Annotated in this window: 26 protein-coding genes and 1 tRNA gene; 8 read left to right on the top strand and 19 right to left on the bottom strand. The window is 65.2% G+C overall.

What is annotated here, in order from left to right:
• Nucleotides 1-68 precede the first annotated feature (68 nt).
• The 15 genes from EU811_RS13245 to EU811_RS13180 form a co-directional block, all read right to left on the bottom strand.
• Nucleotides 69-407: a hypothetical protein gene (locus EU811_RS13245; protein ID WP_071416399.1), complete on the bottom strand. Its 339-nt coding sequence runs from the start codon at nucleotides 405-407 to the stop codon at nucleotides 69-71.
• A gap of 37 nt (nucleotides 408-444) precedes the next feature.
• Entirely contained in the window at nucleotides 445-1,092 is a 648-nt protein-coding gene (locus tag EU811_RS13240; protein ID WP_142938843.1) for a thermonuclease family protein, read from the bottom strand.
• A gap of 165 nt (nucleotides 1,093-1,257) precedes the next feature.
• Nucleotides 1,258-1,560, bottom strand: coding sequence for a hypothetical protein (locus EU811_RS13235; RefSeq protein ID WP_142938842.1), 303 nt, complete (start codon nucleotides 1,558-1,560; stop codon nucleotides 1,258-1,260).
• Between the two features lie 17 nt (nucleotides 1,561-1,577).
• Entirely contained in the window at nucleotides 1,578-1,886 is a 309-nt protein-coding gene (locus EU811_RS13230; protein ID WP_142938841.1) for a hypothetical protein, read from the bottom strand.
• Between the two features lie 71 nt (nucleotides 1,887-1,957).
• Nucleotides 1,958-2,103 (bottom strand) — tRNA-OTHER (locus tag EU811_RS23540).
• A 66-nt stretch (nucleotides 2,104-2,169) separates the two neighbouring features.
• Nucleotides 2,170-2,583, bottom strand: coding sequence for a hypothetical protein (locus EU811_RS13225; RefSeq protein WP_142938840.1), 414 nt, complete (start codon nucleotides 2,581-2,583; stop codon nucleotides 2,170-2,172).
• A 367-nt stretch (nucleotides 2,584-2,950) separates the two neighbouring features.
• Nucleotides 2,951-3,181 (bottom strand): hypothetical protein, encoded by a 231-nt coding sequence (locus EU811_RS13220; protein WP_142938839.1) that lies wholly within the window; start codon nucleotides 3,179-3,181, stop codon nucleotides 2,951-2,953.
• Nucleotides 3,178-3,441, bottom strand: a complete 264-nt coding sequence (locus EU811_RS13215) for a hypothetical protein (RefSeq protein ID WP_142938838.1) — start codon at nucleotides 3,439-3,441, stop codon at nucleotides 3,178-3,180. The genes EU811_RS13220 and EU811_RS13215 overlap by 4 nt, the downstream gene beginning before the upstream one ends.
• 175 nt (nucleotides 3,442-3,616) lie before the next feature.
• Nucleotides 3,617-4,108: a single-stranded DNA-binding protein gene (locus EU811_RS13210; protein WP_021473537.1), complete on the bottom strand. Its 492-nt coding sequence runs from the start codon at nucleotides 4,106-4,108 to the stop codon at nucleotides 3,617-3,619.
• 232 nt (nucleotides 4,109-4,340) lie between these two features.
• Entirely contained in the window at nucleotides 4,341-4,604 is a 264-nt protein-coding gene (locus EU811_RS13205; protein ID WP_142938837.1) for a hypothetical protein, read from the bottom strand.
• Between the two features lie 19 nt (nucleotides 4,605-4,623).
• The gene (locus EU811_RS13200) at nucleotides 4,624-4,863 is read right to left on the bottom strand and encodes a hypothetical protein (protein WP_142938836.1); all 240 of its coding nucleotides are present in this window, start codon (nucleotides 4,861-4,863) and stop codon (nucleotides 4,624-4,626) included.
• Nucleotides 4,863-5,210, bottom strand: a complete 348-nt coding sequence (locus EU811_RS13195) for a hypothetical protein (protein WP_142938835.1) — start codon at nucleotides 5,208-5,210, stop codon at nucleotides 4,863-4,865. The genes EU811_RS13200 and EU811_RS13195 overlap by 1 nt, the downstream gene beginning before the upstream one ends.
• A 173-nt stretch (nucleotides 5,211-5,383) precedes the next feature.
• Nucleotides 5,384-5,671 carry a hypothetical protein gene (locus EU811_RS13190; protein ID WP_142938834.1) on the bottom strand — a complete coding sequence of 96 codons (288 nt, stop codon included), beginning with the start codon at nucleotides 5,669-5,671 and terminating at the stop codon, nucleotides 5,384-5,386.
• A gap of 85 nt (nucleotides 5,672-5,756) precedes the next feature.
• On the bottom strand, nucleotides 5,757-6,068 hold the full coding sequence (locus EU811_RS13185) for a hypothetical protein (RefSeq protein ID WP_142938833.1): 312 nt from the start codon (nucleotides 6,066-6,068) through the stop codon (nucleotides 5,757-5,759).
• Nucleotides 6,069-6,141: 73 nt separating this feature from the next.
• The gene (locus EU811_RS13180) at nucleotides 6,142-6,792 is read right to left on the bottom strand and encodes a homing endonuclease associated repeat-containing protein (protein ID WP_142938832.1); all 651 of its coding nucleotides are present in this window, start codon (nucleotides 6,790-6,792) and stop codon (nucleotides 6,142-6,144) included.
• Between the two features lie 323 nt (nucleotides 6,793-7,115).
• Here EU811_RS13180 and EU811_RS13175 point away from each other — a divergent pair, with 323 nt between their 5' ends.
• Nucleotides 7,116-7,949 carry a hypothetical protein gene (locus EU811_RS13175; protein ID WP_202979320.1) on the top strand — a complete coding sequence of 278 codons (834 nt, stop codon included), beginning with the start codon at nucleotides 7,116-7,118 and terminating at the stop codon, nucleotides 7,947-7,949.
• Nucleotides 7,950-8,026: 77 nt separating this feature from the next.
• On the opposite strand, the gene EU811_RS13170 is transcribed toward EU811_RS13175, so the two are convergent.
• Together EU811_RS13170 and EU811_RS13165 are read right to left on the bottom strand one after the other, a co-directional pair.
• The gene (locus EU811_RS13170; RefSeq protein ID WP_056388145.1) at nucleotides 8,027-8,464 is read right to left on the bottom strand and encodes a hypothetical protein; all 438 of its coding nucleotides are present in this window, start codon (nucleotides 8,462-8,464) and stop codon (nucleotides 8,027-8,029) included.
• 95 nt (nucleotides 8,465-8,559) lie between these two features.
• Nucleotides 8,560-9,060: a hypothetical protein gene (locus tag EU811_RS13165; RefSeq protein ID WP_142938831.1), complete on the bottom strand. Its 501-nt coding sequence runs from the start codon at nucleotides 9,058-9,060 to the stop codon at nucleotides 8,560-8,562.
• A gap of 438 nt (nucleotides 9,061-9,498) precedes the next feature.
• On the opposite strand from EU811_RS13165, the gene EU811_RS13160 reads away from it, so the two are divergent.
• Nucleotides 9,499-10,740 (top strand): hypothetical protein, encoded by a 1,242-nt coding sequence (locus tag EU811_RS13160; RefSeq protein ID WP_142938830.1) that lies wholly within the window; start codon nucleotides 9,499-9,501, stop codon nucleotides 10,738-10,740.
• Entirely contained in the window at nucleotides 10,737-11,129 is a 393-nt protein-coding gene (locus EU811_RS13155; RefSeq protein ID WP_142938829.1) for a hypothetical protein, read from the top strand. The genes EU811_RS13160 and EU811_RS13155 overlap by 4 nt, the downstream gene beginning before the upstream one ends.
• Before the next feature lie 80 nt (nucleotides 11,130-11,209).
• Here the strand turns inward: EU811_RS13155 and EU811_RS23535 are convergent, their stop codons facing one another.
• Nucleotides 11,210-11,365, bottom strand: a complete 156-nt coding sequence (locus EU811_RS23535) for a hypothetical protein (RefSeq protein WP_160147645.1) — start codon at nucleotides 11,363-11,365, stop codon at nucleotides 11,210-11,212.
• A 272-nt stretch (nucleotides 11,366-11,637) separates the two neighbouring features.
• Here EU811_RS23535 and EU811_RS13150 point away from each other — a divergent pair, with 272 nt between their 5' ends.
• From EU811_RS13150 to EU811_RS13140, 3 genes are all read left to right on the top strand, one after another.
• Nucleotides 11,638-12,048: a hypothetical protein gene (locus EU811_RS13150; protein WP_202979319.1), complete on the top strand. Its 411-nt coding sequence runs from the start codon at nucleotides 11,638-11,640 to the stop codon at nucleotides 12,046-12,048.
• Nucleotides 12,045-13,082 (top strand): hypothetical protein, encoded by a 1,038-nt coding sequence (locus EU811_RS13145; protein ID WP_202979318.1) that lies wholly within the window; start codon nucleotides 12,045-12,047, stop codon nucleotides 13,080-13,082. Before EU811_RS13150 ends, EU811_RS13145 begins: the two co-directional genes overlap by 4 nt.
• 117 nt (nucleotides 13,083-13,199) lie before the next feature.
• Nucleotides 13,200-14,630, top strand: a complete 1,431-nt coding sequence (locus EU811_RS13140; protein ID WP_142938828.1) for a hypothetical protein — start codon at nucleotides 13,200-13,202, stop codon at nucleotides 14,628-14,630.
• A 157-nt stretch (nucleotides 14,631-14,787) separates the two neighbouring features.
• On the opposite strand, the gene EU811_RS13135 is transcribed toward EU811_RS13140, so the two are convergent.
• Entirely contained in the window at nucleotides 14,788-15,279 is a 492-nt protein-coding gene (locus EU811_RS13135) for a hypothetical protein (RefSeq protein WP_142938827.1), read from the bottom strand.
• 240 nt (nucleotides 15,280-15,519) lie between these two features.
• Here EU811_RS13135 and EU811_RS13130 point away from each other — a divergent pair, with 240 nt between their 5' ends.
• Nucleotides 15,520-17,937, top strand: a complete 2,418-nt coding sequence (locus tag EU811_RS13130) for a type IA DNA topoisomerase (protein WP_142938826.1) — start codon at nucleotides 15,520-15,522, stop codon at nucleotides 17,935-17,937.
• Nucleotides 17,938-18,190: 253 nt separating this feature from the next.
• Complete coding sequence (locus EU811_RS13125; RefSeq protein ID WP_142938825.1) at nucleotides 18,191-19,090, top strand: hypothetical protein; 900 nt, start codon at nucleotides 18,191-18,193, stop codon at nucleotides 19,088-19,090.
• The last annotated feature ends 39 nt before the right edge of the window (nucleotides 19,091-19,129 follow it).

The following is a 19,129-nucleotide window of genomic DNA, read 5'->3' as shown; positions in this document are numbered from 1 at the left end:
GACGAGCCGCCAGGAAAGAGACGAGCCCGGCACCAGGGGCTCTCCCCCGTGCCGGGCTCTTTTCAGGCTCAGTGCATGCGTTCGATGCGCGTGGATCCGGACCCGTCCTGCAGGCCGGTGGCGCAGTCGTACCAGAAGCCGTTGGGCAGGCGGACCAGCGTGTGCGCCTCACGTCCCGGCCAGTTGCCGGCAGCTGCGATCGCGGGTACCGCCCGCCGGTCCATCACGCTGCTCACCCCCAGCTCCTCCACGACCTGCGGGTCGCGGACGTACTTCGTGGTGGAGCCATTGCGGGGATCGCACGGGACCTGCTTCATCCAGGCGGGGTGGTCGAGGACCCTCTTGACGAGGACCTTGTCGCCGACCTGGAGTTCGTCCAGTTCAGAGGGTGCTGTAGGGATGGGCATGTGGTTCTCCTGGTTCGTAGTCTGTAAGTGCAGCGGCTCAGCCGCGGCCGATGGAGGAGCACTGTGAGTGCGCACCGGCATGCAGTGCCACGGCGTTGTCAGCCGCCGTGCGGTACTCGGGGATCCGCTGGGGCTCCGGCTCGCCCTTGGGGAACCAGGGCATGGCGTAGCCGTCGGTGACCTGCTGTCGCGCGGCGTCGTTGTGGGCCGGTGTGATGACGTAGGCGAGAGAACGGCCATAACGGTCAGTTCTGTCTGCCCCGGGGTCGAACTCGATGGTCACTGGCATGCCCTGCGGCAGGATGCCGCCAAGATGATCAGTGGCGGCCCTAGCGCCGCACTCGGGCTCGGCATCCTTGTGATAGTTCATTTCGGGCGCGTCGATGCCCAGGAGCCTGACTGTGTGCTCGGGGATCCCGATATGCTTGTCGGTCGCCTCGAGCAGGCCGGCCACCGGCAGCACGGCGACGGTGTCGCCGTCGATGACACGGATGACTTTGGTCTCCACGCTCGCCGGTTTGCCAGAGGACACCTGTCCCGGGTCCTGGGCTGCCGCAGTGCTGGTGGACGGCGTACCCGGGACGCCGGGGGCCTTCGGCAGGTCCTCGCAGCCGGTCAGCGTGACGATACAGAGCACGGCGGCGATGAGGCCGCCGAAGACAGATCTGGAGGGGGTGCGCTTCATGGTGGGGTTCCTTGCTGGAGGGGTCGTCGGGCGCTCTGGCCGGGGTGGCAGGCGTGCTTCTCCACGGGCACGCCCGAGCCAGCTGTGCTGGCTGTTCCGGAAAGAGAAAGACAGGACCCCCGGCCCTGAGCGATGGGCTCGGTGCCAGGGGTCCAGTGAGAGAGATCAGTTGCCTGCCGCGACGGATCCGGAGTCGATGGGTTCGACGATGAAGACGCCGTCGGGCTCGCCCGTGAGCTCAGCAGCGAGCCGGCTCAGTGACTGGGCGTGGTCGAGCCTGGTACCGGCCCAGACACGCCGGCCAGCGTCGAAGTGCTCTGCGGCTTTCCTGGTCTCCTGTTCGGCACCGAGCGAGGCGATGTGTGCGAGCTTGCGGCGCACGTCCGGGCTGAGCTCGCGGATCAATGCGCTGCGTCCCTTGTGCGTCATGCCGAGCAGCATGCCGTTGCTGATGGGTCCGGTGTACATGGCGGTTTCCTTGCTGGTCAGGGTTGTTCAGGTCCGCGGGCGACGAGCACGAGGCGCGAGCCGCGGACGAGGTGGGCCTCACCGCCGACGGTGAGGATGTGGACAGTGCTGCCCACCGAGGGCCGCACCTGCTCGACGACGGCTGTGCCGCCATCCAGATCAGGGTTCAGGTCGCGCAGCGCGACCCGGTCGCCCCGGCGCAGCATCCGAGCGCTCTTGCCGCCGAGGATGCGGTGGCGCTCGGTCGAGCGCAACAGAACCTCCTGGACCGCAGGACCGCCGTCTTTGACGATGTCGAGGAAGGCGGGGGTGATGGTGTCGGTCATGGCAGTGCCCTTCTGGCTGGTGCAGCTGGTGCAGCTGATGGATCGCGCGGGCCTGTACGACCCTGGCTCTGTGGCGCTCACGGGGATCGAACCCGTGACCTCTCGTGCGTCGCCCTGCAACGGGCCTGTTGCCTGGGTCTGCCCGACCAGGGATTGATGCGGAATCGAACCGCGGGCAGTCAGAACGCCGAGTGCTCTTCCGCTGAGCTAGAGCGCCGTGGGCCGGTTCCGGGAAGGAGCCGGCGAGGGGTTGTGACGAAAGGGACGAGGAGCCGTTCGCCACTCACTTCCAGGTCGGTGCCCGCAGGGAGTCCGGAGCCGTGCAGCCGTCGCACGGCCTGGCCGCTGGCGCGAGGTGGTGCTCGACGAGATGGGACAGGAACCGGACTCCGACCTCGACGTCCGTCGTGAACGACTCGTCATCGGCCGTGCCGACGATCTGCGCGGAGGCGACCGTCGAGTCGATGTCCAGGTCGATGACCAGCTGCAGGGCGAGGCCCGGCGCGGGGCCGATCAGCTCGACGAGCACCTGGTAGTCCGGCTCGCACGAGTGCGAGACCCAGCCGACGTGGCGCTCGAGCTCGTCGGCGTCGTCGGCGGCGTTCAGCTCCTGGCAGACCGCTGTGACGGCGGACAGGAAGCCGGTGAGGGTGTGGTCGTTGTTGCGGTGATGACGGTGCTGCACGGAGGTCGACATGGCCCCTCCTCGGTTGATGGGCGGTGATCAGGGGATCTCGGAGTAGCCGCACTCCGGGCAGGTGTGGGTGCAGGCGCAACCGCGCCGGCCGGCGCGGTGGCGTCGGACTCCATCGGCGCGCCATCGTTGGGGCAGCTGAGACCAGACATGGCGGACCTCCAGTGAAGTGTGGCAGGACGGGGACGTTGTCCTTCGTCGTCAGATCCGGATCGGCTGTGCCGATCCCCTCCACACAGGCCACGAACGAAACCTGAACGAAAAGACAGCGCCCCGCCACGCCGCTGCTGCCGGGAGGGCAGGGCAGGGCGCGCGGGGCGCTGGTGGGGCCGGAGCCACGGAGGGATCGAACCGCTCTGTACGGAAGCTCTCAGCGCCGGATCCCGACGGCGGCCTTGCACCGCTTGGTGAGGACCAGGAACTGGAAGAAGGCGACGGCAGCCGACTCACCGAGGAAGTAGTGCACTTCTTCGATCGTCATCCCACTGGGGTCGAAGTCGACGATCTGGGGATATGCCTCGGCGAGGATCCACGCCGCCGCGGGAAGCCCGGCAGCCGGCTGGACCTCGGCGGCGGGCTCGAGCTGCTGGACCAGGCTCATTCCGGGTCCTCCAGGTCCATCCGCCCGGTGACGGTGCGGAAGCGCTCCACGGGGCGGGCACCACCGTGATCGGCGACGAAGACCTGGCTGGCGTGAAGGCGCAGCTTCTGGATGACGGCGGTGACGACGTCGTCGACCATGGCCTCGACATCCGGTCCGGGGTGGTCGGTGATCACCGAGCCGACGACGGCGGTGAGCCCTGCGTGCAGGGCCTGGTCGTGATCGGTGGCCTCGACGGTCGCGTCGGCGACGATCTGCATGGCGGAACTCCTTCTCTTGGCTAATGACGTTGGGGGCAGGGCAGGACGGCGGCCAGCAAAAGCAGATCCCCGTCCGAGCAGCGCGAGGCTCCTCGGACGGGGACTGTCGGCGTGTGCGACCCGCCTATTCGGTTGTTATTCAGTTGTGGGTTGTGCTGGGTGCGGGGCGCGCTTCTCAGGAGAAGGGCAGCTCCTCGCTGTGGACGGCGCTGGCGACGGCCGGCTGCGGTGCGGCAGCGGCTGCGACGGGAGCCGGAGCCGGCTGGGTCTGCAGGGCCTGGTTCTGCGCCTCGGCGGCAGCGACGCGCTCGTTCACGCGGGCCTGGGTCACTGAGCGGGGCTCGAGGAACGTGATGTCCTCGACGACTGCCTTGAGCTCGAAGACCTCGACACCGTTCTTGGTGTAGCGGTCCTGGCGCAGCTTGAGGTTCACGGCCACGAGGTCACCCTTGTGGATGCTCGCGAACGGGCCGATGCCGTTGGTGGTCGCGCGCACGAAAGCCTCGACCGGCACAGCGTCAGCTCCGCGGTTGCCCTGGCTGTCGGTGTAGTTGTGATCGGCCATCAGGGTGAACGCGACCTTCTTGGAGCCGTCCTGGTTGTTGAAGACGACCGGGTCCTTGGTCAGGCGGCCGATGACGGTGGCGGAGTTGCGGGGGTTCGACATGAGTGTTTCTCCTCGTTGTGCACGAAACGCGCGGGCAGTGTCCCTGCTCCGCGCGCGATGGTGAGTTGAAGTGTTCGGTTGTCTCTCAGACCCCCATCCGGATCAGCTGTGCTGATCAGACGATGATCTTTCGAATGAAGACTCGGATCAGCTGTGCTGATCGAGCGCTCCTCAGTGCTCCTTCCGGATCAACTGCGTTGATCCCAGATGCCCTTGCATCACAAGTCCCGCATCAGCTGCGCTGATCGAACCCGGTACGTCCGGCCCCAGGCCAGCCTGGCGCTGCCCCCAGATCCCAGAGTTCAGCCTCGATCTGATCGGCCGCGGCTACGTCTCCGCTCTCGCAGGCCCGCCGGTAGTCCTCCTCCAGGTACGCGATCTGCCCGTCCCGGTTCGGGAACCGTCGCCGGAACAGCAACCAGCCCAGCCACGCGAGGCAGATCATGAAGGCAAGAGTGGCGATGAGGACTCCGCTGCTCTCGATGATGTTGTCCATGGCGTTTCTCCTGTCTGCTTCAGATTCGCAACCGCCGGCGGACCAGGTCCACGAGCGTCGGGTCCGGTGTAGGCCCCTGGGCCTGCTGCAGCTGCAGCCAGGCGAGGACGTTCTGAGTGTCCTGGGCCTCGAGCTGGCGGCGCGCGACCTCCAGCTGTTCCTCGCCGAGGGCGAGCATCCGTCCCTGGAGCTGTTCGATCTTCTCGAGGCGGCCGGTGCTCAGCTTCAGGATGCTCAGCGCATGGGTGTCCGCGGCCATCAGAGCGTCACCTCGACTTCGTGGGCGGTGGAGGCGAACGGGCCGACGGTCACGGAGCGCATGATGCGCACGAGCCCCGCCTCCTGCAGGCGCTCGGCCAGGCCAGCGTGTTCCGACCAGTCCTTGATGAACACTCGCCCCGGGCCGGCTACGAGGCCATATGCCTCGAGGTTCACCGAGATGCGCTCGGGGGCCTCCTCGGTCAGGAGTACGAGGCTGCGCTGGGCGTCGGCGTGCTGAAGGGTGCCCGTGAGCTCGATGACGCCGAAGTCGACGGCGACGCTGTGCCTGATGACGGGCGGTGCGATGGTCTGGTCCATGGTTCTTCTCGCTTTCGATGCCTGCACGGGCAGGTGAATGGTTGTTGACCCCGGGCCGCCGTGGCTTCGTTGCCGGGCTGCGGCAGGAACGGTGTGTCCGGCGCTTCTCGCGACGGCCCGGGGCTGTTCGTGGTGCGGCGGTGGGCCGCATGAAGTCTTGACCCAGCCCCGCAGGAGGCCAGGGGCCGGAAGGGGTCTCTTTAGATTCCCCGGCGGGCCCAGTCGTAGACCTCGGCGGGACCGCGACGGGACCTCGCGGAGCCCTGGCCCTGCCCCTGGATGAGACGAAGGGTCGGGCGGGCGGTGGGTACAGGACTGGGAACGAGTGAGCTGTCTGCCTCCTCGTCCTGCGGCTGCTGTGCTGCCGCCTTGTCTGTATGTCTGCGCCGGAGCGCAGCCTCGGCCTCGGCGGAGAGCCAGATGAGCCCGAGCACAAAGACGGCGAGAAGCACGATGAGGGCCCAGCTCTGCAGTGGTGTCATGGGCATGAGCGGGACGCTCCTTCACTGGTCGATGGTTCAGTCGATGAGTCCCCCGGCGCAGCTGCGCTGCGTCGCTGCATCCCTGCCCGGGTCAGGAGGCCCGGCGGGCAACGGTGTGCCCACAGGCGAGGTGGGCGATGTCGTAGAGCGGGGCCGGGCCCCAGGCGGCCTTCCAGTCCGCGGGCAGCGACAGCTGCTCTGTCGTGCGCAGGACGACGTCCTGCGGCATGCCAGGGATGCCGCCCTCGACGTCGGGGACCGGATCGTCCCCGGGGGTGCAGCCGCCGCACCACTCTTGTTCGGGCAGGAGCGCAGCGGCGGCCTGCAGTTGGATCTGCTGTGCGATGGCGTCCGACGGAGGTGCGTCGTCGATGACGTCATGGAGGGGGCGGGCGATCGTCATGATGGAGTCCTTCGGTCTGTGTGCGGTCAGTGGGATGAGCGGGATGGCAGCCACCTGCGCCAGGGCCGCCGGCTCAGCCCACGGCGAGCTGCGTGGCCCGCGACCAGCTCCCCATCCGGAACCGGATGGTGGCCGCCGGCGGAACATGGGTCCGGCAGATGCCGTCGGTGCCGCCGGTGCGCCAGGCCTCGTAGGCGAGCACGGCGATGGAGCCGGTCTTGATCCAGCACTCGCGCAGGGCGTCGAGGATCATCTCCTCGGTCCACTTCGTGGTCGCGCCCTGGAAGTGCAGCGGCTGCTCGGTGGTGTTCAGCCCCGCTCTCTCCAGGGCTGCATTCCAGGAGCCGAACCGGCGCTCCAGCAGCGGCGCGGATGGTTCGTCGTCGTGTCTGCGGCGGATGTAGTCGTTGCGCGGGAGGCTGTCCCGGTCCGCGGCGCAGCGCAGGAGCGCGTCGACCATCTGCTGTTCGGTGTAGGCCTGGACAGGCCCTTGGAAGGCTCGGGCCGGCTCTGCGGGGTCGAATGCCGTGCAGGCGTAGCCGTTTCCGGCCAGCGCGTGGGAAATTGTGTGCTCCGAGATCCAGTGATCGTCCGTGTGCGGATCGGGGTTCTCGCACTGGACGCCGCCGCTCTCGTGGTGCTGGCACGGCAGGTGCTCCTGCACCTGCGGGTCCGCGATCTGGCAGCGCGGCATCAGGTCCGTCGGCACAGTCGTCCGGGTCATTGGCAGTCCCTCTCTCGCTCGGCGTCGTCCGGGCGCGGCAAGCCGTCCCGACCCGGCCCACTCAGGGACCGGTGACGCGCTCGGGACGCGTCGAGCACCCGTCCGGATCAACTCCGTTGATCCCTCCCAGCCCAGCTGCCCCCTGGCGATACCAGGCATCGCCAGGGCCTGGCGCAGACCTTCTGTCAGCCGCCTTTGGTGTCGCTCTTCGCGCATCAATCGATAGACCATTCGATTTGCCTATCGGATAAGATGTACTGGAAGACCAGTCGGATGCGGGCTCTGTGCCATCCGGCGCAGACATCGACCCGACAGGAGAGGCCATGGCGATGAAGACCCCGATGACGAGGAAGGCGGCATTGTCCGCCGCCGCACTGGCGGTGCTGGGCAGCCTGCTCGCCGGATGCTCCGCCGGCTCAGAGACGGCGCAGCCGTCGCCGAGCCCGAGCACCAGCGCGGCGAAGGTGACCAGCCAGGACCTCGGCAAGGCGCTGGACCGGCTCGTGTTCCAGGGCACCGGGGCCAAGAGCACCGACGGCGGCGCGTGCCTGGTCCGCGCCGTCCAGGACAAGAAGCTCTCGGACGCCGCGCAGGCCTACATCGTGGGCAAGGGCAGCGACGACATCGCCGCGGTGGCAAATGGCCTGCGCGAGGTCAGCGCGATGGACGCCGCGATCATGCTCTCCCCCGAGCTGCGCGACAAGTTCGACGCTTGCGTCGACGCGGTGATCCCGCCGACCCCGGCCCCGGGTGCCACGACCAGCAAGGACGGCAAGGATCAGGTCTACGTGCCGCCGAAGCAGGGACAGGAGCTCCCCCAGGCCCGGCAGCCGGATCTCACGCCGAAGTTCACGGTGCCGCAGGGCACGAGCATCAACTCCTCCTCACAGCTGACCGCGGGGCTCGTTTCGACGTTCTCCTCCTATGCGCTGAACGAGGATCAGAAGAAGACCTACGCAGCCTCGGGCGCTTGCCTGGCGGGCGTCGTCTTCCAGGCGGGGTTCTCACAGGAGACGCTGCGCTTCCTCGCCGGCGGCGCACCAATAGGGGCCGGATCGATCTCGGACTTCCTGCCGAAGGACGAGGACAAGAAGATCTGGAAGTCGAAGGACTTCACCTCGGCACTCGTGGACTGCACTGCCAGCGCAAAGGTCTGAGGCTCATCCATCGCGGGTTTTCGTCATGCCGTTGACTGGCTTCTACCGATCACAGCACTTCGATGGCGACGTCGGCACTAGAGCCGTTTTGGCTGCGCATTGCCGAGGTGCGCGCGCACCACGGCAATGTCCCTCGTCGGGTCGCGCCGGATACGCTTCGACTTGACGATGAACGCGGACTTCTCGATCACAACGAGCTTCAATCCATGTTCGGGGATAAGAAGTCGCTTGCGTTCGTCGTAGAGGCGACGTTGCTCGCCGCGACCCACACCAGAGACGGTCTGCCGCCGATCGAAGAACGGTGACGGTTTCGAATGCTGCTCCTCCTGGAACTCGACGACGAGCTTGAGATCGGACCAAAAGCCGTCCACGGGCAGCTTGGTTCCGAGGGGTCGCAAAGGGGACGGGTCGCCGCGGAGCCAATCGAACGTCGCTTGGCGACAGCTGCTCATGCCGAGGACGCCATCGCACAGGTCAAGCACGTAGTGCTCATCGGACGCAGTGCGGTCGACCATGCCGTGATTCTTGCAGAGTTCAGCCGAGAGGCCCATGCTTCATAGGTTCAAGAACGACGTTTGGTCCGTAGGATCTCGGAACCAGGCTGATTCGGTCAGTGCCGGCGGCGGCCTGATACGGCCCGGTGCCAGTATTCCGCTTCTGCACTTGTCAGAATCTCGTAGATCTCCTCGACCACGAACTTGCCCAAATAAGGGCGTTCCTCGGCGCTCAAAGTTCCCAGAGACACCAGTGCAGCCGACAACAGCACATCGTCCTCAATCGAAGGCTCAACCCATTCCCGCACGCCATCATCGGCGAGGTCCTCCCAGACATATGGCGAGGTTGCTATGGCCTCCCTGACCGCGGCGAGTCGCATCCTTACGTCTCCGCTGCGGGACCGCGTGTAGAGACGGATCTGGTATTCATCCGAGGCCGGGGGCACAAGGGGTGCCCCGCCGGCTAACGGATGATGAGCAGCAATGACCTGGTAGCGGGCCCGGGCGGGGTGTCGGTCATGGAGGTCCTGGCGTATTTCCCTGATGCGGTGCCCGGGGCGCAATGTTGCAATTCCAGGGGTGCGGTTGTCCCGCCTATTCGCGTTGTGTGGTGCCATGACCTGTCCCGACAATCGGCCGACGGAGCTCCCCTCCTCCATGGTAGGCCTGGCTCGGATGGAGGTTGAAGGACCATGGAATAAGGCGGCTGGGCATACCGGAACGAGCTTGATCGTCCCTGCGGTTTTCCACATACGCCAGGACTCCCCTACCTGCAGTCGGCAACCGATGCTGCACTGGAGGCATGCTCAGCTACGAAGACATCATTCTGCTCGGCGAGGAACGGGTCTTGGTCATCCAGGAACACGAAGAGGGCCGTTGCTGGTGCGGCCAGACCTGGCAATGACCACAGACATCCCGGTCGGGCACGCGGAGCCAGGGTGTCTTGGTTTGCGAAAACACACATATGACTTCTCATTGACGTAACCACCGGGTAGTGTCCAGCCCGGCATATCCCCAGCAAATGGACTATTGCCTGGCCGTCAAAAGGAGACCAAGTGCACCAGGACGAATACAAGACCCTCGTTGCTTTGCTTGCGGAGCGCAACAAATGGCGGGCTGCGTATTACAGGGCCTGCTTGCAGGACGTCGGCGACGATGATGAGGATCAGGCCAACAGCAAGGCCGAGGCCTACTACCGGATTCAGACCGCCGAACAGGACATTCAGTACCAGGCGGCGAAGATTCTGGGCGAGGACCAGAGAAGCAACCTGGACAGGTTGCTGGGTTATGACTTTGAGCAAAGCACTCCATGGAACGTGGGTGAATGGGCATCCGGGGACAACCCGGTAGAGGGCGGCCGTGTTCCCGTACTGCCGTATCTGCTGGCCGGCGACTTCGTGGATGCGTGCGGAACCGTTGTTGTGCGCTCAATCAGTGGGTTCCACTCCGGAGACGTGCTGATGCGCAGCGGCTTCCATCCCCAGGCCTTCAGGTACCGCCATCCGGACAAGTACCTTGTGCCACACATGCTCTGGCAGCTGGGCACGGGCGAGTGGATCGGCATCGACGGCGTGAGCGTGGGCTATGGCGGCCATGGCCCAGGCTATGCGGAAAAGGCACTCCGCAGTGCCGGCCTGTCGGAGCCCGTGGCAGCCCGCATCGTTGACTCCCGCTTCTGCGACGTCAGTGCCCTGGACACGGCCGACCCTGCATGGGACACCAGCGCCCGGTGGCCCGTGGAGCCCCGGCAGATGCCCGAGCTCAGGGAAGACGGCACTCTCGTCGTTCACACAGGTGAACGCCTTGACAGCCTGTCCACCTCCCACGGTCTCCGGTTGAAGGACAATGCCCCCGACCCGGACGAAAGCGGCTTCTACCCGTCGACCCACGAGGTGGACAGCGTGACCGCATGGTTCAACTTCCTCGATCAGTCCCCCGAGGCGTTGCCCTCATGGGCCCGGGGCGAGCGGACCATCTCCTTCTTGTTGGATGACCATTCGGCCGGAGAGCACGGCTACGTCAAGGGTGCGAGCAGGAACGGCTCCAGAGTCCAGTCGTTCCCTTCCGTCGTGGTAGTGCAGGGAGCTGTCCAGGTATGGGGGCATTACTATCACCGGGATCAGCTTCGGCCGCTGGATCCCCAGGTCCGGGAACTCGCCGCATCCGCCGGCTACACCGGCGAGGTCCCTTTTGTCGAAGGGGAGCCGTACACCTTTTTTGAAAAGGTCGGGAGGTTCTTCAAACCTGAGCGGGAGTACACCGGCGTCCGGACGGCGCTGGTCAAGGAAGCTGAGTGAACGGCCTCTTGGCCGCCTGGAAGGATCTCCGTTTCACGTACCTGACGTCGAGCCTTCTGCTGGCCCTGCCGTTTGCGCCGGCTGCCCTGGCCCAGGGGTTCCAGGCCGGACGGCGGACCGGAGCTGGTGTTCTTGCGGAATGGGTTCTGGGTGCGGTCGTGACGGTCCTGCATATAGGGCTGTTCCCCTTGGCGCGGGAACTTTACTTCAGGGCCACGGCCCCGATAGCGCGCGGATTGAGCGGGTTCATTCTCGCGGGGCCGCTCCTCATTGCTCACATGATCGGAAAAGTCCTCGTCTATATCGTCCTGAGCATACTGAGCATTCCTCTCGGCCTGCTTGGGCTCATCATTCTTGGTCTGAAGGCCCGAAGGCCTCGCAGCACCTGAACCTTGCAAGGTTGACTGCCTGACAGCGAAGAACCCCACCCGGCTACAGCCGGGTGGGGTTCTTTTTTGTTTTGATGCCGCTACGCTTCAGATCTCTCGGTGCGGATGACGATCGCGCGGGATTCTTCCGGGATTTTCTCCTTGGCCGCGGCCAGGGCCGTGTCATAGTTGGGACCCGTGGCAGTGACATAGGTCAGTCCGCCCTGGGCATCTTCAACGGTCAGCGTAATTTCCACAGGTTCGAGCATAATGCCGGCGTGGTTTCCATCGCGCCCAGGTCGAACCATTTGTGGGGCGGCCCCGGCATCGGGGCCGAATGACCCGGGGCCGCTCACTTTAGGGGGACACGCGATCAGGCGCTGACCGGGTGACGCAGATGACTCTACCTCTCTGCTTGACCTCTCCGCAAAGGTCTGTCACAAGTCATTGCTCAATCATTCGTGACAGGCATTCGAATGACGTTAGGATGGACTCGTACATCAGTCGAATATGACAGGAGAGGCCAGACATGACCGTCGTCGACGAGCCGAAGGCTGCGCCTCCCGCTGCGCGGGTTGCGACCAGGTCCGGTGGACCGAGCACCGACCAGAACGGCAGCGACCGCAGGGAGCGGGTCTTTACCCGCCTGTCCTCGGACGAGAAGCAGCGGGCGGAGTACTGGGCGCAGCGGCGCGGCTACCCCTCAGCCAACGAGTACTACGCCGAGGCGATCGCCGAGAAGATCCGGCGCGAGAATCTCGACTTCGACATCCCTGATCTGCTCACCGCGCGCATCAACCAGGTCGTCGACGAGCTCAAGGCGCTTTCGACGAACAACGCCAACCTCGAGCGGGTCGTGACCATGGGCTTCGATTCCCTGCTCGGGCTGACCAGGGGCGACAACTATCTGCTGGACGAGGAGAACGGGGAGCTGACGTGAGCCAGGGTCTGAACGAGATCATGCCGTCCACCGACGAGCTGATGGACGTCGATACGTCCTTCCTCGATGCGTACCGGACCGGCGGGAGCGAGGGCCTGAAGCGGGCCCAGGAACGGGCACAGCCGGCGGAGCCGGAGCAGGACACGCCGGAGAAGGATGAGGCCCCGCAGCAGAGCGCCGAGAACCTTGACCGGGACACCGGTGCCGGACAGCGGGGAGGCTCGGGAGCAGGCAGCGCCACTCCCCCGGCCCAGAGCGACGCGGTCGCCGTGGACACAGCAGCAATGCCGCAGGTGCACGACGACGTTGACGCCGAAGCGCACCCCGCGGCCCTCCCGGTGTCGCCGCCGGAAGATGCCAACCTCATCCCGCCCGTCCCGCTCCAGCACACCGACCATCAGGAGGCCGTGCAGTCTGCGGCGGCCAGGGGCGGCTCCGGCGGAGGTGACGAAGGCAGCGAGTCGTTGCCACAGAGCGGCTTCCGGCTCGAGGGCGTGAAGAGCCAGCCTGCCGTCCGGGCCGTGCCCGAGGCCATCGTCGGTGCGCTGCGGGAGCAGCTGCGCTCAGCGGCCGTCCGTGAGCTCGGTGTCGGCGACACGGCAGCCCGCGAGTTCGCCGAGCGGTTGAGCCAGGCAAGCCTGGTCACGGCCTTTCTGCTGGCCCAGCTCGACCTTGGACTGGCGACCGATGCCGCCACCCGGCGCGCGGCGCAGCTGTTCCGCTCCCGTGATCCGCTGCTGGGCAGTATCGCGGCGCGCATGGAAGCCCTGGAACGGAGGGGCCGTGAGCAGACCGAGGGCCTGGCCGCGCTGCACGGGCAGCTGGGTGAGGTAAAGGAGACCAGCGCGGCGATCGAGCAGGCACTCGCGTACTCGATCGCGGACCGCACGAGCAACTTCCTGCGCGGATCGCACAACATCCACGAAGCACCGATCACGCACAAGGACGCGGTCTTCGTCCGCGACCGGGTGCGGGAGGCGACGAAGAAGCAGGCGAAGCTCGAGCGCGAGCGGGAAGGGCGGCCGATCCGATGAGCGCCGTGACGCACTGGGATACAGCGAACGGTCCTGGGGTGCGTCTCCGCGAACCGTAAAAAGGGCTTGTGACGGGACAATTTGTCGAATCGGTGAACTTTGCCCGACGATCAGGGCATGGAAACTGCTCCCGGGTCCGATCCGAACTTCAGCCGCGTCGGAGCAATCGCGCTCGACACAAACATCTTCGCCGAAGCGCCCGGCATGGAAACACTGAGGTCTCTTTGTTCCCGCGCTGATAAGCACGGGCGCATTGAAATCTGGGTAACGGACACCGTTATCTGGGAATGGGGCCAGCACCTACACGCCCACCACGTATCACTCCGGGCTGCGACAAAGAAGCTTCACAGTGCCGGGTTTTCGGTGGAGGTCCCGGATGAAAAGACAGCCAAAGACATCGCGCTGGACCTGAGCGGGGTCATCACATCCTTGGGGTCCAGCATCCGTATCCTCAGTACCGCAGATTTTGCCCATGAAGCTCTTCGTGACCAGATCCTGCTGGAAGGACCGGCCAAACGAAAGAGTGAGGTAAAAACCGGCACAGCCGACAGTGCTCACCTCCGGGCGTACATCCATGAGGGGCGAAGTCGGGACCTGGAGTATGTAGTTGTCTCGGCAGATAAGGACACCCGCACCGCCTATCAGCAGTGGCTCGGGACCGAAGGTCCCCACATCTTCAGCGATCTCAGGAGGGCCACCGAAAAGATATTTGGTTCAGTTCCAAGTGATGCCGACGGGCTCAGCTTGGCTCTGCGGCTTGCCTACGAGGGCAATGTTCTGTTGCGGGACGTCACGATCAGCGAAGGGAATATGGGTGACTGGGAGGATCTGGTGCCCGACGATATTTCCTCCCTTTCGTTCGACGTCGATGCCGCCTCGGCCAAACTCGTCGGCCTCAACCACACCAAGCAGGACGCCACTGCATTGACGTTCACGGCCTTCTATCTTGCGGAGGTGAGGATCGCAGGCCTTCTGGAATCTCATTGGAGCCGTGGAAGCACCAGGACGCAGGAAGCAACTGTTCCAAGGGCCCTTCTGCGAGCGGATATTTCCCTGCCCGCCGGGTCCACGTCAGCTGAGGATGCGCTGGTGACAAATTGCTATGTCGATGCAGGTGGAAGTGGCTGGAGGGAGCAAAGTGACGCGCTGGACAACGTCATGGATGCTCTTACTCTGGTCCCGGGGGTCACCGTCGAACTTGATGGTCTGGCGTCTTGGCCGGAACAGAGGAGGAGTCAATCCTCCAATCTGCTGGTAGACGTTGCCGGGGTCCCCTTGGATCTCACCATTTACGGCAGTTACTTCGGCAACTGGGAGTTGACGGCTTCGTATGGCGAGCGGAAGGTCATGCTGAAATGCGACGACCTTGGGGTTGGCTTTACCGATCCGGAAGGCGACGGCATCCCCGAGTACTACGACATCACTGCATTCGGCAGCGAAGCGTGGTCAGGGAACGCGGAGTTCGCAATCAATGAAATGCTGTTTGAGGCCCGACGCGCAGAGTTGACAGGCAGTGCCAACGATACTGAAGAAGAATCGCTGCAGTGAATGCGGCTCTCCGGCGCGTCGGAATGGCGAAACCGGCCGTCCCGTGAACCTGGGCCGCTGACCTGCGCCCCTCTGTAGTCGAACCCATCAGCCCGGTGCCATCAGGCAACGGGCTGATTTCATTCTAGAGGCCGCAGGAGGCCCACGGCCGGCGGAGCTAGGACCGGACGGCAAGCCGGCCTTCCTTCATGTCGTCGCGCAGCTGCGACAGCATGTACCAGTGCGCACCCTTGGGCTTGAGTGAGATGTAGTGCTCGTGCTGCTTGCCATCCTGCTCCCAATCCAGGACCATCTCCGGACGGCGCAGCAGGCCCTGGTATTCGTCGACGTCGGCACGGATTTCCACGCGCACACGTTCGTCCGCAGGTGGCACCAGCAGCACCGCGACGTCGCCCTCGTAGCTCAGTGAGACTTCCTGGGCGAGGAGCCGCCGTACGTCGGCCGTGCAGATCTCTCCGCGGGCGACGTCGAAGACGTTCTTGCCGTGCGTGGCGCTCTCCCAGGCGTCGATGCACTCGATCAGCATCGAGCACCCCTGGGCGATACGGATGATGTCCGCCTCGTCCGGCGGCCAGCTGCCCTCCTGCATCTCGATGAGCATGCTGCTGAAGTCCTGTGGTGTGCGCAGGAAAGCGTGGTCGAGGGCCATGGGATTCGTGCTCCTGGGTCGGGCGTGAGCGGGTGGCGACTCTATAGACGTTACCTCGATCCGGGGTCGCCGTGAATGATCCAGGCCCTCTCTGACGGGCGTGCCGGCGCGGGTCTCGCCGCTCCCACTTGACTCGCTATGCGACTTGCTCAGACTCGCCATTCGACTCGTTCTGTCGATAGACTTGTGACTGATTTATGAGTCGACTGGTTTATGAGTCACCGACGAAAGGGAGTCAAGATGGTTGTCGGGATCCTCACCGAGAAGCCGAGCGCGGCGCGGCACTTCGCTGCATCCCTCGGCGGCATGAACGGCACGTACAACGGGGAGCAGTTCGTCATCGCCCACGCCCGGGGGCACCTGTACGAGTTCGTCGATCCGCACCGGATGGTGGCGGATCCGGACGTGGCCGGGAAGTACCGGACCTGGGACCTGGGCAACCTGCCCTGGGACCCTCAGCAGCTGGACTGGAGCCTGGAGGTGATCAAGAACGCGAGCTCTGTCGCCCAGGACGTGAAGCGGACCCTGGGCAAGTGCGACGAGATCGTGATCGCCACCGACCTCGACCCCACGGGCGAGGGCGGTATGATCGCGGTCAATGCCTTCCTCGAGTTGGGGCTGAAGCCGGGCAAGTGGTCGCGCATGTACTTCACTGATGAGGCTCCGGCCTCGCTGCAGAAGGCCTTCGCCGCGCGCAAGGTCATTCCGTCGCTCCTGGACTTCGACGAGTACCGCAAGGCGCGCTACCGCTCACAGTTCGACCTGCTCTCGATGCAGTTCACCCGCATCGCCACGAACATGGCGCGCCAGTCCGGGCAGGACACGGTGCTGCGCCAGGGCCGGCTGAAGTCGGCGATGGTCAAGCTCGTCGGCGACCAGCTGAAGGCATACAACGACTACGTCAAGAAGCCGTTCTTCCAGAACCGGTTCCGTGACGAGAACGACGTGATGTACACGAACCCGGAGGAGCCGCGGTTCGACCAGAAGGACCAGGTGCCGAACCAGTACGGCCCCTCCCCCGTTGTGCTCGACGGCAAGGCGACGAAGCAGACCGCGCCACCGAAGCTGCTGGACCTGGCCGCACTGTCCTCGCTCCTGGTGGGCAAGGGGATCAAGGCCCAGCTCGTGCTTTCGACCTACCAGTCCATGTACGAGGCCCAGGCCGTCAGCTACCCGCGCACTGCCGACGTGACGATCACGCCCGAGCAGTTCGACGAGCTCGCGCCCCTGGTGGACAAGATTGCCGGGGTCGTGGGTGTGGACGTGAAGCTCCTGACGCACCGCCAGCCGCGCAAGACGCACGTCAAGCCCCAGGGCGCGCACGGTGCGAACCGGCCGGGCCCGAAGGTGCCCGCTTCGCTGGACGATGTCGAGCAGCGCTTCGGCAAGGCCGGCCGCCTGATCTACGAGACGCTGGGCAAGAACTACCTGGCGATGATCGCCGAGGACTACATCTACGAGCAGCAGAAGGGCCACGTCAAGGACTACCCGGACTTCGTGGGCATCGCCAACGTCCCGCTGTCGGCGGGCTGGAAGGCGGTGTTCGATCCGGACGCCGGCGACGACACCGCCGAGGGTGACGAGAACGAGTCGGCCAAGGGCCTGGGCACCAACGCTAAGCCCTTCGTCTTCGAGGGTGCGAACAAGCGCCCCGAGCACCCGAGCATGAAGTGGCTGATGAAGCAGCTGGAGAAGCGCGACGTGGGTACGGGTGCCACCCGGACCTCGACGTACTCCGAGGTGACCTCGACGAAGACGAAGTACCCGCTGCTGTTGGAGAAGGGCCGCAAGCTCACCCTCGCCGAGGCCGGGGACATGAGCTGGCGGCTCCTGCCGGGGACCCGGATCGGCGATCTGGCGCTGACCGAGAAGGTCTATGCCGATATGAAGGAGATTGCCGCGGGCACCGGCCCGAGCGCAGAGGACCGCCTCGCGGTCGTGGCCGACTGGGTGCGCGAGGACATCGTGACCATGCAGAAGAACGCCGCGACGATGCGCTCCGCACTGGGGCTCAAGGAGGAGGCCGTCACCCGGAAGGAGCGGGCGCAGGGCACCTGGGCCAAGACGGGCAAGGATGTGGTGTTCGCGCGTGAGTGGGGCGGCCACCGCTTCACCGACGACGAGGTCGCCCGGCTGCTGGCCGGGGAGACGATCGAGTTTTCGGCGAAGAGCACCACGGGCAAGGCCTACGAGGTCTTCGGCGAGCTTGACGAGGGCACCTTCAAGGGCCGGAAGTTCGTCGGGTTCCAGAAGCTAGGCTTCGGCCGGCGCGATGCCAGCGGCAACGCGCTGCCGCCGGCGTCCTGGTGCCACTACACCTTTACGCCCGAGGAGATCGACCGCCTCATGGCTGGCGAGGGCGTCGAGTCCAGCGACTTCGTCTCAAAGAAGGGCAACCGCTTCCAGTGCAAGGTCTTCTTCCGCGAGGAGAAGAAGGGTGAGGGTAAGAAGATCGTGCCTGACTTCGAGGCCTCACTGGACTCCCCGCCGAAGAGCTGGTGCGGGGTTGCCTTCACCGACGATCAGCTCGCGGCACTGGCCGCGGGCAAGACGATCAAGGGTACGGGCTTCACCTCGAGCAAGGGAAAGAAGTTCGACGCGACCTTGGCCTGGAAGGACGAGGGCGGCAAGAGGAAGCTCGTCCCCTCCTTCGGCTGAGGTTGCGCAGACTCGCTCCTGAATGATTATTCGGAGGTCAGTCCGATAGACTGCCCGTCCACGTACATCAGCACGCCATGGCATCGCCCAACGGCATCGGATCGCATGTCCGAGTCCGTTGGGCGATGCCATTCGTGCGTCAATCACGCTCGATTCGATAGGTCTATCTAAGGTAGAGTAGTCATGTATCCCTCGTCTATGAGGGCATTCGGACAGGCGCAGACAAATCGGTGGTGGCAGCAGGGAGAGATTCATGGCGAAGATTTCGTACAAGGTGCCGACGAGCCTCAACAGGTCGTTCCTCGACCACGAGATCACGCTCAGCAAGGGCGGCTGGGCGGCCAAGCCCTCCCCCATCAAGCAGCTGTTCTTCTTCGGCGGGGGCGCGCTGGCGCTGCTGTGGGCGGTGACGCAGACCTTCGTGGCGAGCTCGGGACCGGTGTTCATCACGCTCTTCGTCATCTGGGGCCTGGCACTGATCGTCTACTTCGGCGGCATGACCAAGACCAAGGAGCTGCGGGCGATGAACGTGCCCGCCCTGCTGGCGTACGCCCCGTCCCGGGCACGCAACGTCTTCACCCGCCGCAGCTCGGACCCGAGCGACTTCTACTCGATCGTCGGCATCGACGGCATCGAGGAGGACGGCCGGATCCACTTCTCCGACGGCGGTGAGGGGCAGGTCTACCTGGTCGTCGGCTCAGCGTCGTACCTGCTCTTCGACGAGGACCGCATCGGCATCCTGGACCGGGTCGACGCCTTCTGGCGCAAGATCGACACGAACTGCGAGTGGTCCTTCGTCACCACGAAGGAGCCGCAGCGGATTTACCACCAGGTGGCCTCGCTCGAGCACCGCAACCACGCCCTCGAGGTCCGCGACCCTGACCTGATCGAGCTGCAGAACGAGCAGTATGACATCCTCACGCAGCACGTCGGTGGCAAGTTCACCTCGATCCACCAGTACCTGCTGCTCAAGGGCAAGAGCGCTGACGCTCTGCGCCGGGCGCACATGGTGCTGCAGTCCGAGGTCGAGGGGTCCGCGCTGATGATCAAGGAGGCTACGGTCCTCGACCGCGAGGAGACCGAGCCCATGCTGCGGGTCTTCTACCAGGGCATCGAGGACGACCTGCACTCTCTCAAGGCCTCACTGAACTGACCGGGCCGAGCTGGACGAACAAAGGAAGGACGAAGGGTG

It is taken from the genome of Arthrobacter sp. TS-15 (genome assembly GCF_006964045.1).
Taxonomy (GTDB): domain Bacteria; phylum Actinomycetota; class Actinomycetes; order Actinomycetales; family Micrococcaceae; genus Arthrobacter.
This window is presented reverse-complemented; position numbering and strand designations above follow the sequence as displayed.

Excerpts from the sequence above, each read along its gene's own strand:
- EU811_RS13245 (WP_071416399.1), bottom strand. The coding sequence starts at position 407 with ATGCCCATCCCTACAGCACCCTCTGAACTGGACGAACTCCAGGTCGGC.
- EU811_RS13135 (WP_142938827.1), bottom strand. The coding sequence starts at position 15,279 with ATGGCCCTCGACCACGCTTTCCTGCGCACACCACAGGACTTCAGCAGC.
- EU811_RS13175 (WP_202979320.1), top strand. The coding sequence starts at position 7,116 with ATGGCGATGAAGACCCCGATGACGAGGAAGGCGGCATTGTCCGCCGCC.
- EU811_RS13210 (WP_021473537.1), bottom strand. The coding sequence starts at position 4,108 with ATGTCGAACCCCCGCAACTCCGCCACCGTCATCGGCCGCCTGACCAAG.
- EU811_RS13170 (WP_056388145.1), bottom strand. The coding sequence starts at position 8,464 with ATGGTCGACCGCACTGCGTCCGATGAGCACTACGTGCTTGACCTGTGC.
- EU811_RS13205 (WP_142938837.1), bottom strand. The coding sequence starts at position 4,604 with ATGGACAACATCATCGAGAGCAGCGGAGTCCTCATCGCCACTCTTGCC.
- EU811_RS13150 (WP_202979319.1), top strand. The coding sequence starts at position 11,638 with ATGACCGTCGTCGACGAGCCGAAGGCTGCGCCTCCCGCTGCGCGGGTT.
- EU811_RS13190 (WP_142938834.1), bottom strand. The coding sequence starts at position 5,671 with ATGCCCATGACACCACTGCAGAGCTGGGCCCTCATCGTGCTTCTCGCC.
- EU811_RS13200 (WP_142938836.1), bottom strand. The coding sequence starts at position 4,863 with ATGGCCGCGGACACCCATGCGCTGAGCATCCTGAAGCTGAGCACCGGC.
- EU811_RS13130 (WP_142938826.1), top strand. The coding sequence starts at position 15,520 with ATGGTTGTCGGGATCCTCACCGAGAAGCCGAGCGCGGCGCGGCACTTC.
- EU811_RS13185 (WP_142938833.1), bottom strand. The coding sequence starts at position 6,068 with ATGACGATCGCCCGCCCCCTCCATGACGTCATCGACGACGCACCTCCG.
- EU811_RS13140 (WP_142938828.1), top strand. The coding sequence starts at position 13,200 with ATGGAAACTGCTCCCGGGTCCGATCCGAACTTCAGCCGCGTCGGAGCA.
- EU811_RS13215 (WP_142938838.1), bottom strand. The coding sequence starts at position 3,441 with ATGCAGATCGTCGCCGACGCGACCGTCGAGGCCACCGATCACGACCAG.
- EU811_RS13240 (WP_142938843.1), bottom strand. The coding sequence starts at position 1,092 with ATGAAGCGCACCCCCTCCAGATCTGTCTTCGGCGGCCTCATCGCCGCC.
- EU811_RS13165 (WP_142938831.1), bottom strand. The coding sequence starts at position 9,060 with ATGGCACCACACAACGCGAATAGGCGGGACAACCGCACCCCTGGAATT.
- EU811_RS13220 (WP_142938839.1), bottom strand. The coding sequence starts at position 3,181 with ATGAGCCTGGTCCAGCAGCTCGAGCCCGCCGCCGAGGTCCAGCCGGCT.
- EU811_RS13235 (WP_142938842.1), bottom strand. The coding sequence starts at position 1,560 with ATGTACACCGGACCCATCAGCAACGGCATGCTGCTCGGCATGACGCAC.
- EU811_RS13125 (WP_142938825.1), top strand. The coding sequence starts at position 18,191 with ATGGCGAAGATTTCGTACAAGGTGCCGACGAGCCTCAACAGGTCGTTC.
- EU811_RS13225 (WP_142938840.1), bottom strand. The coding sequence starts at position 2,583 with ATGTCGACCTCCGTGCAGCACCGTCATCACCGCAACAACGACCACACC.
- EU811_RS13180 (WP_142938832.1), bottom strand. The coding sequence starts at position 6,792 with ATGACCCGGACGACTGTGCCGACGGACCTGATGCCGCGCTGCCAGATC.
- EU811_RS13230 (WP_142938841.1), bottom strand. The coding sequence starts at position 1,886 with ATGACCGACACCATCACCCCCGCCTTCCTCGACATCGTCAAAGACGGC.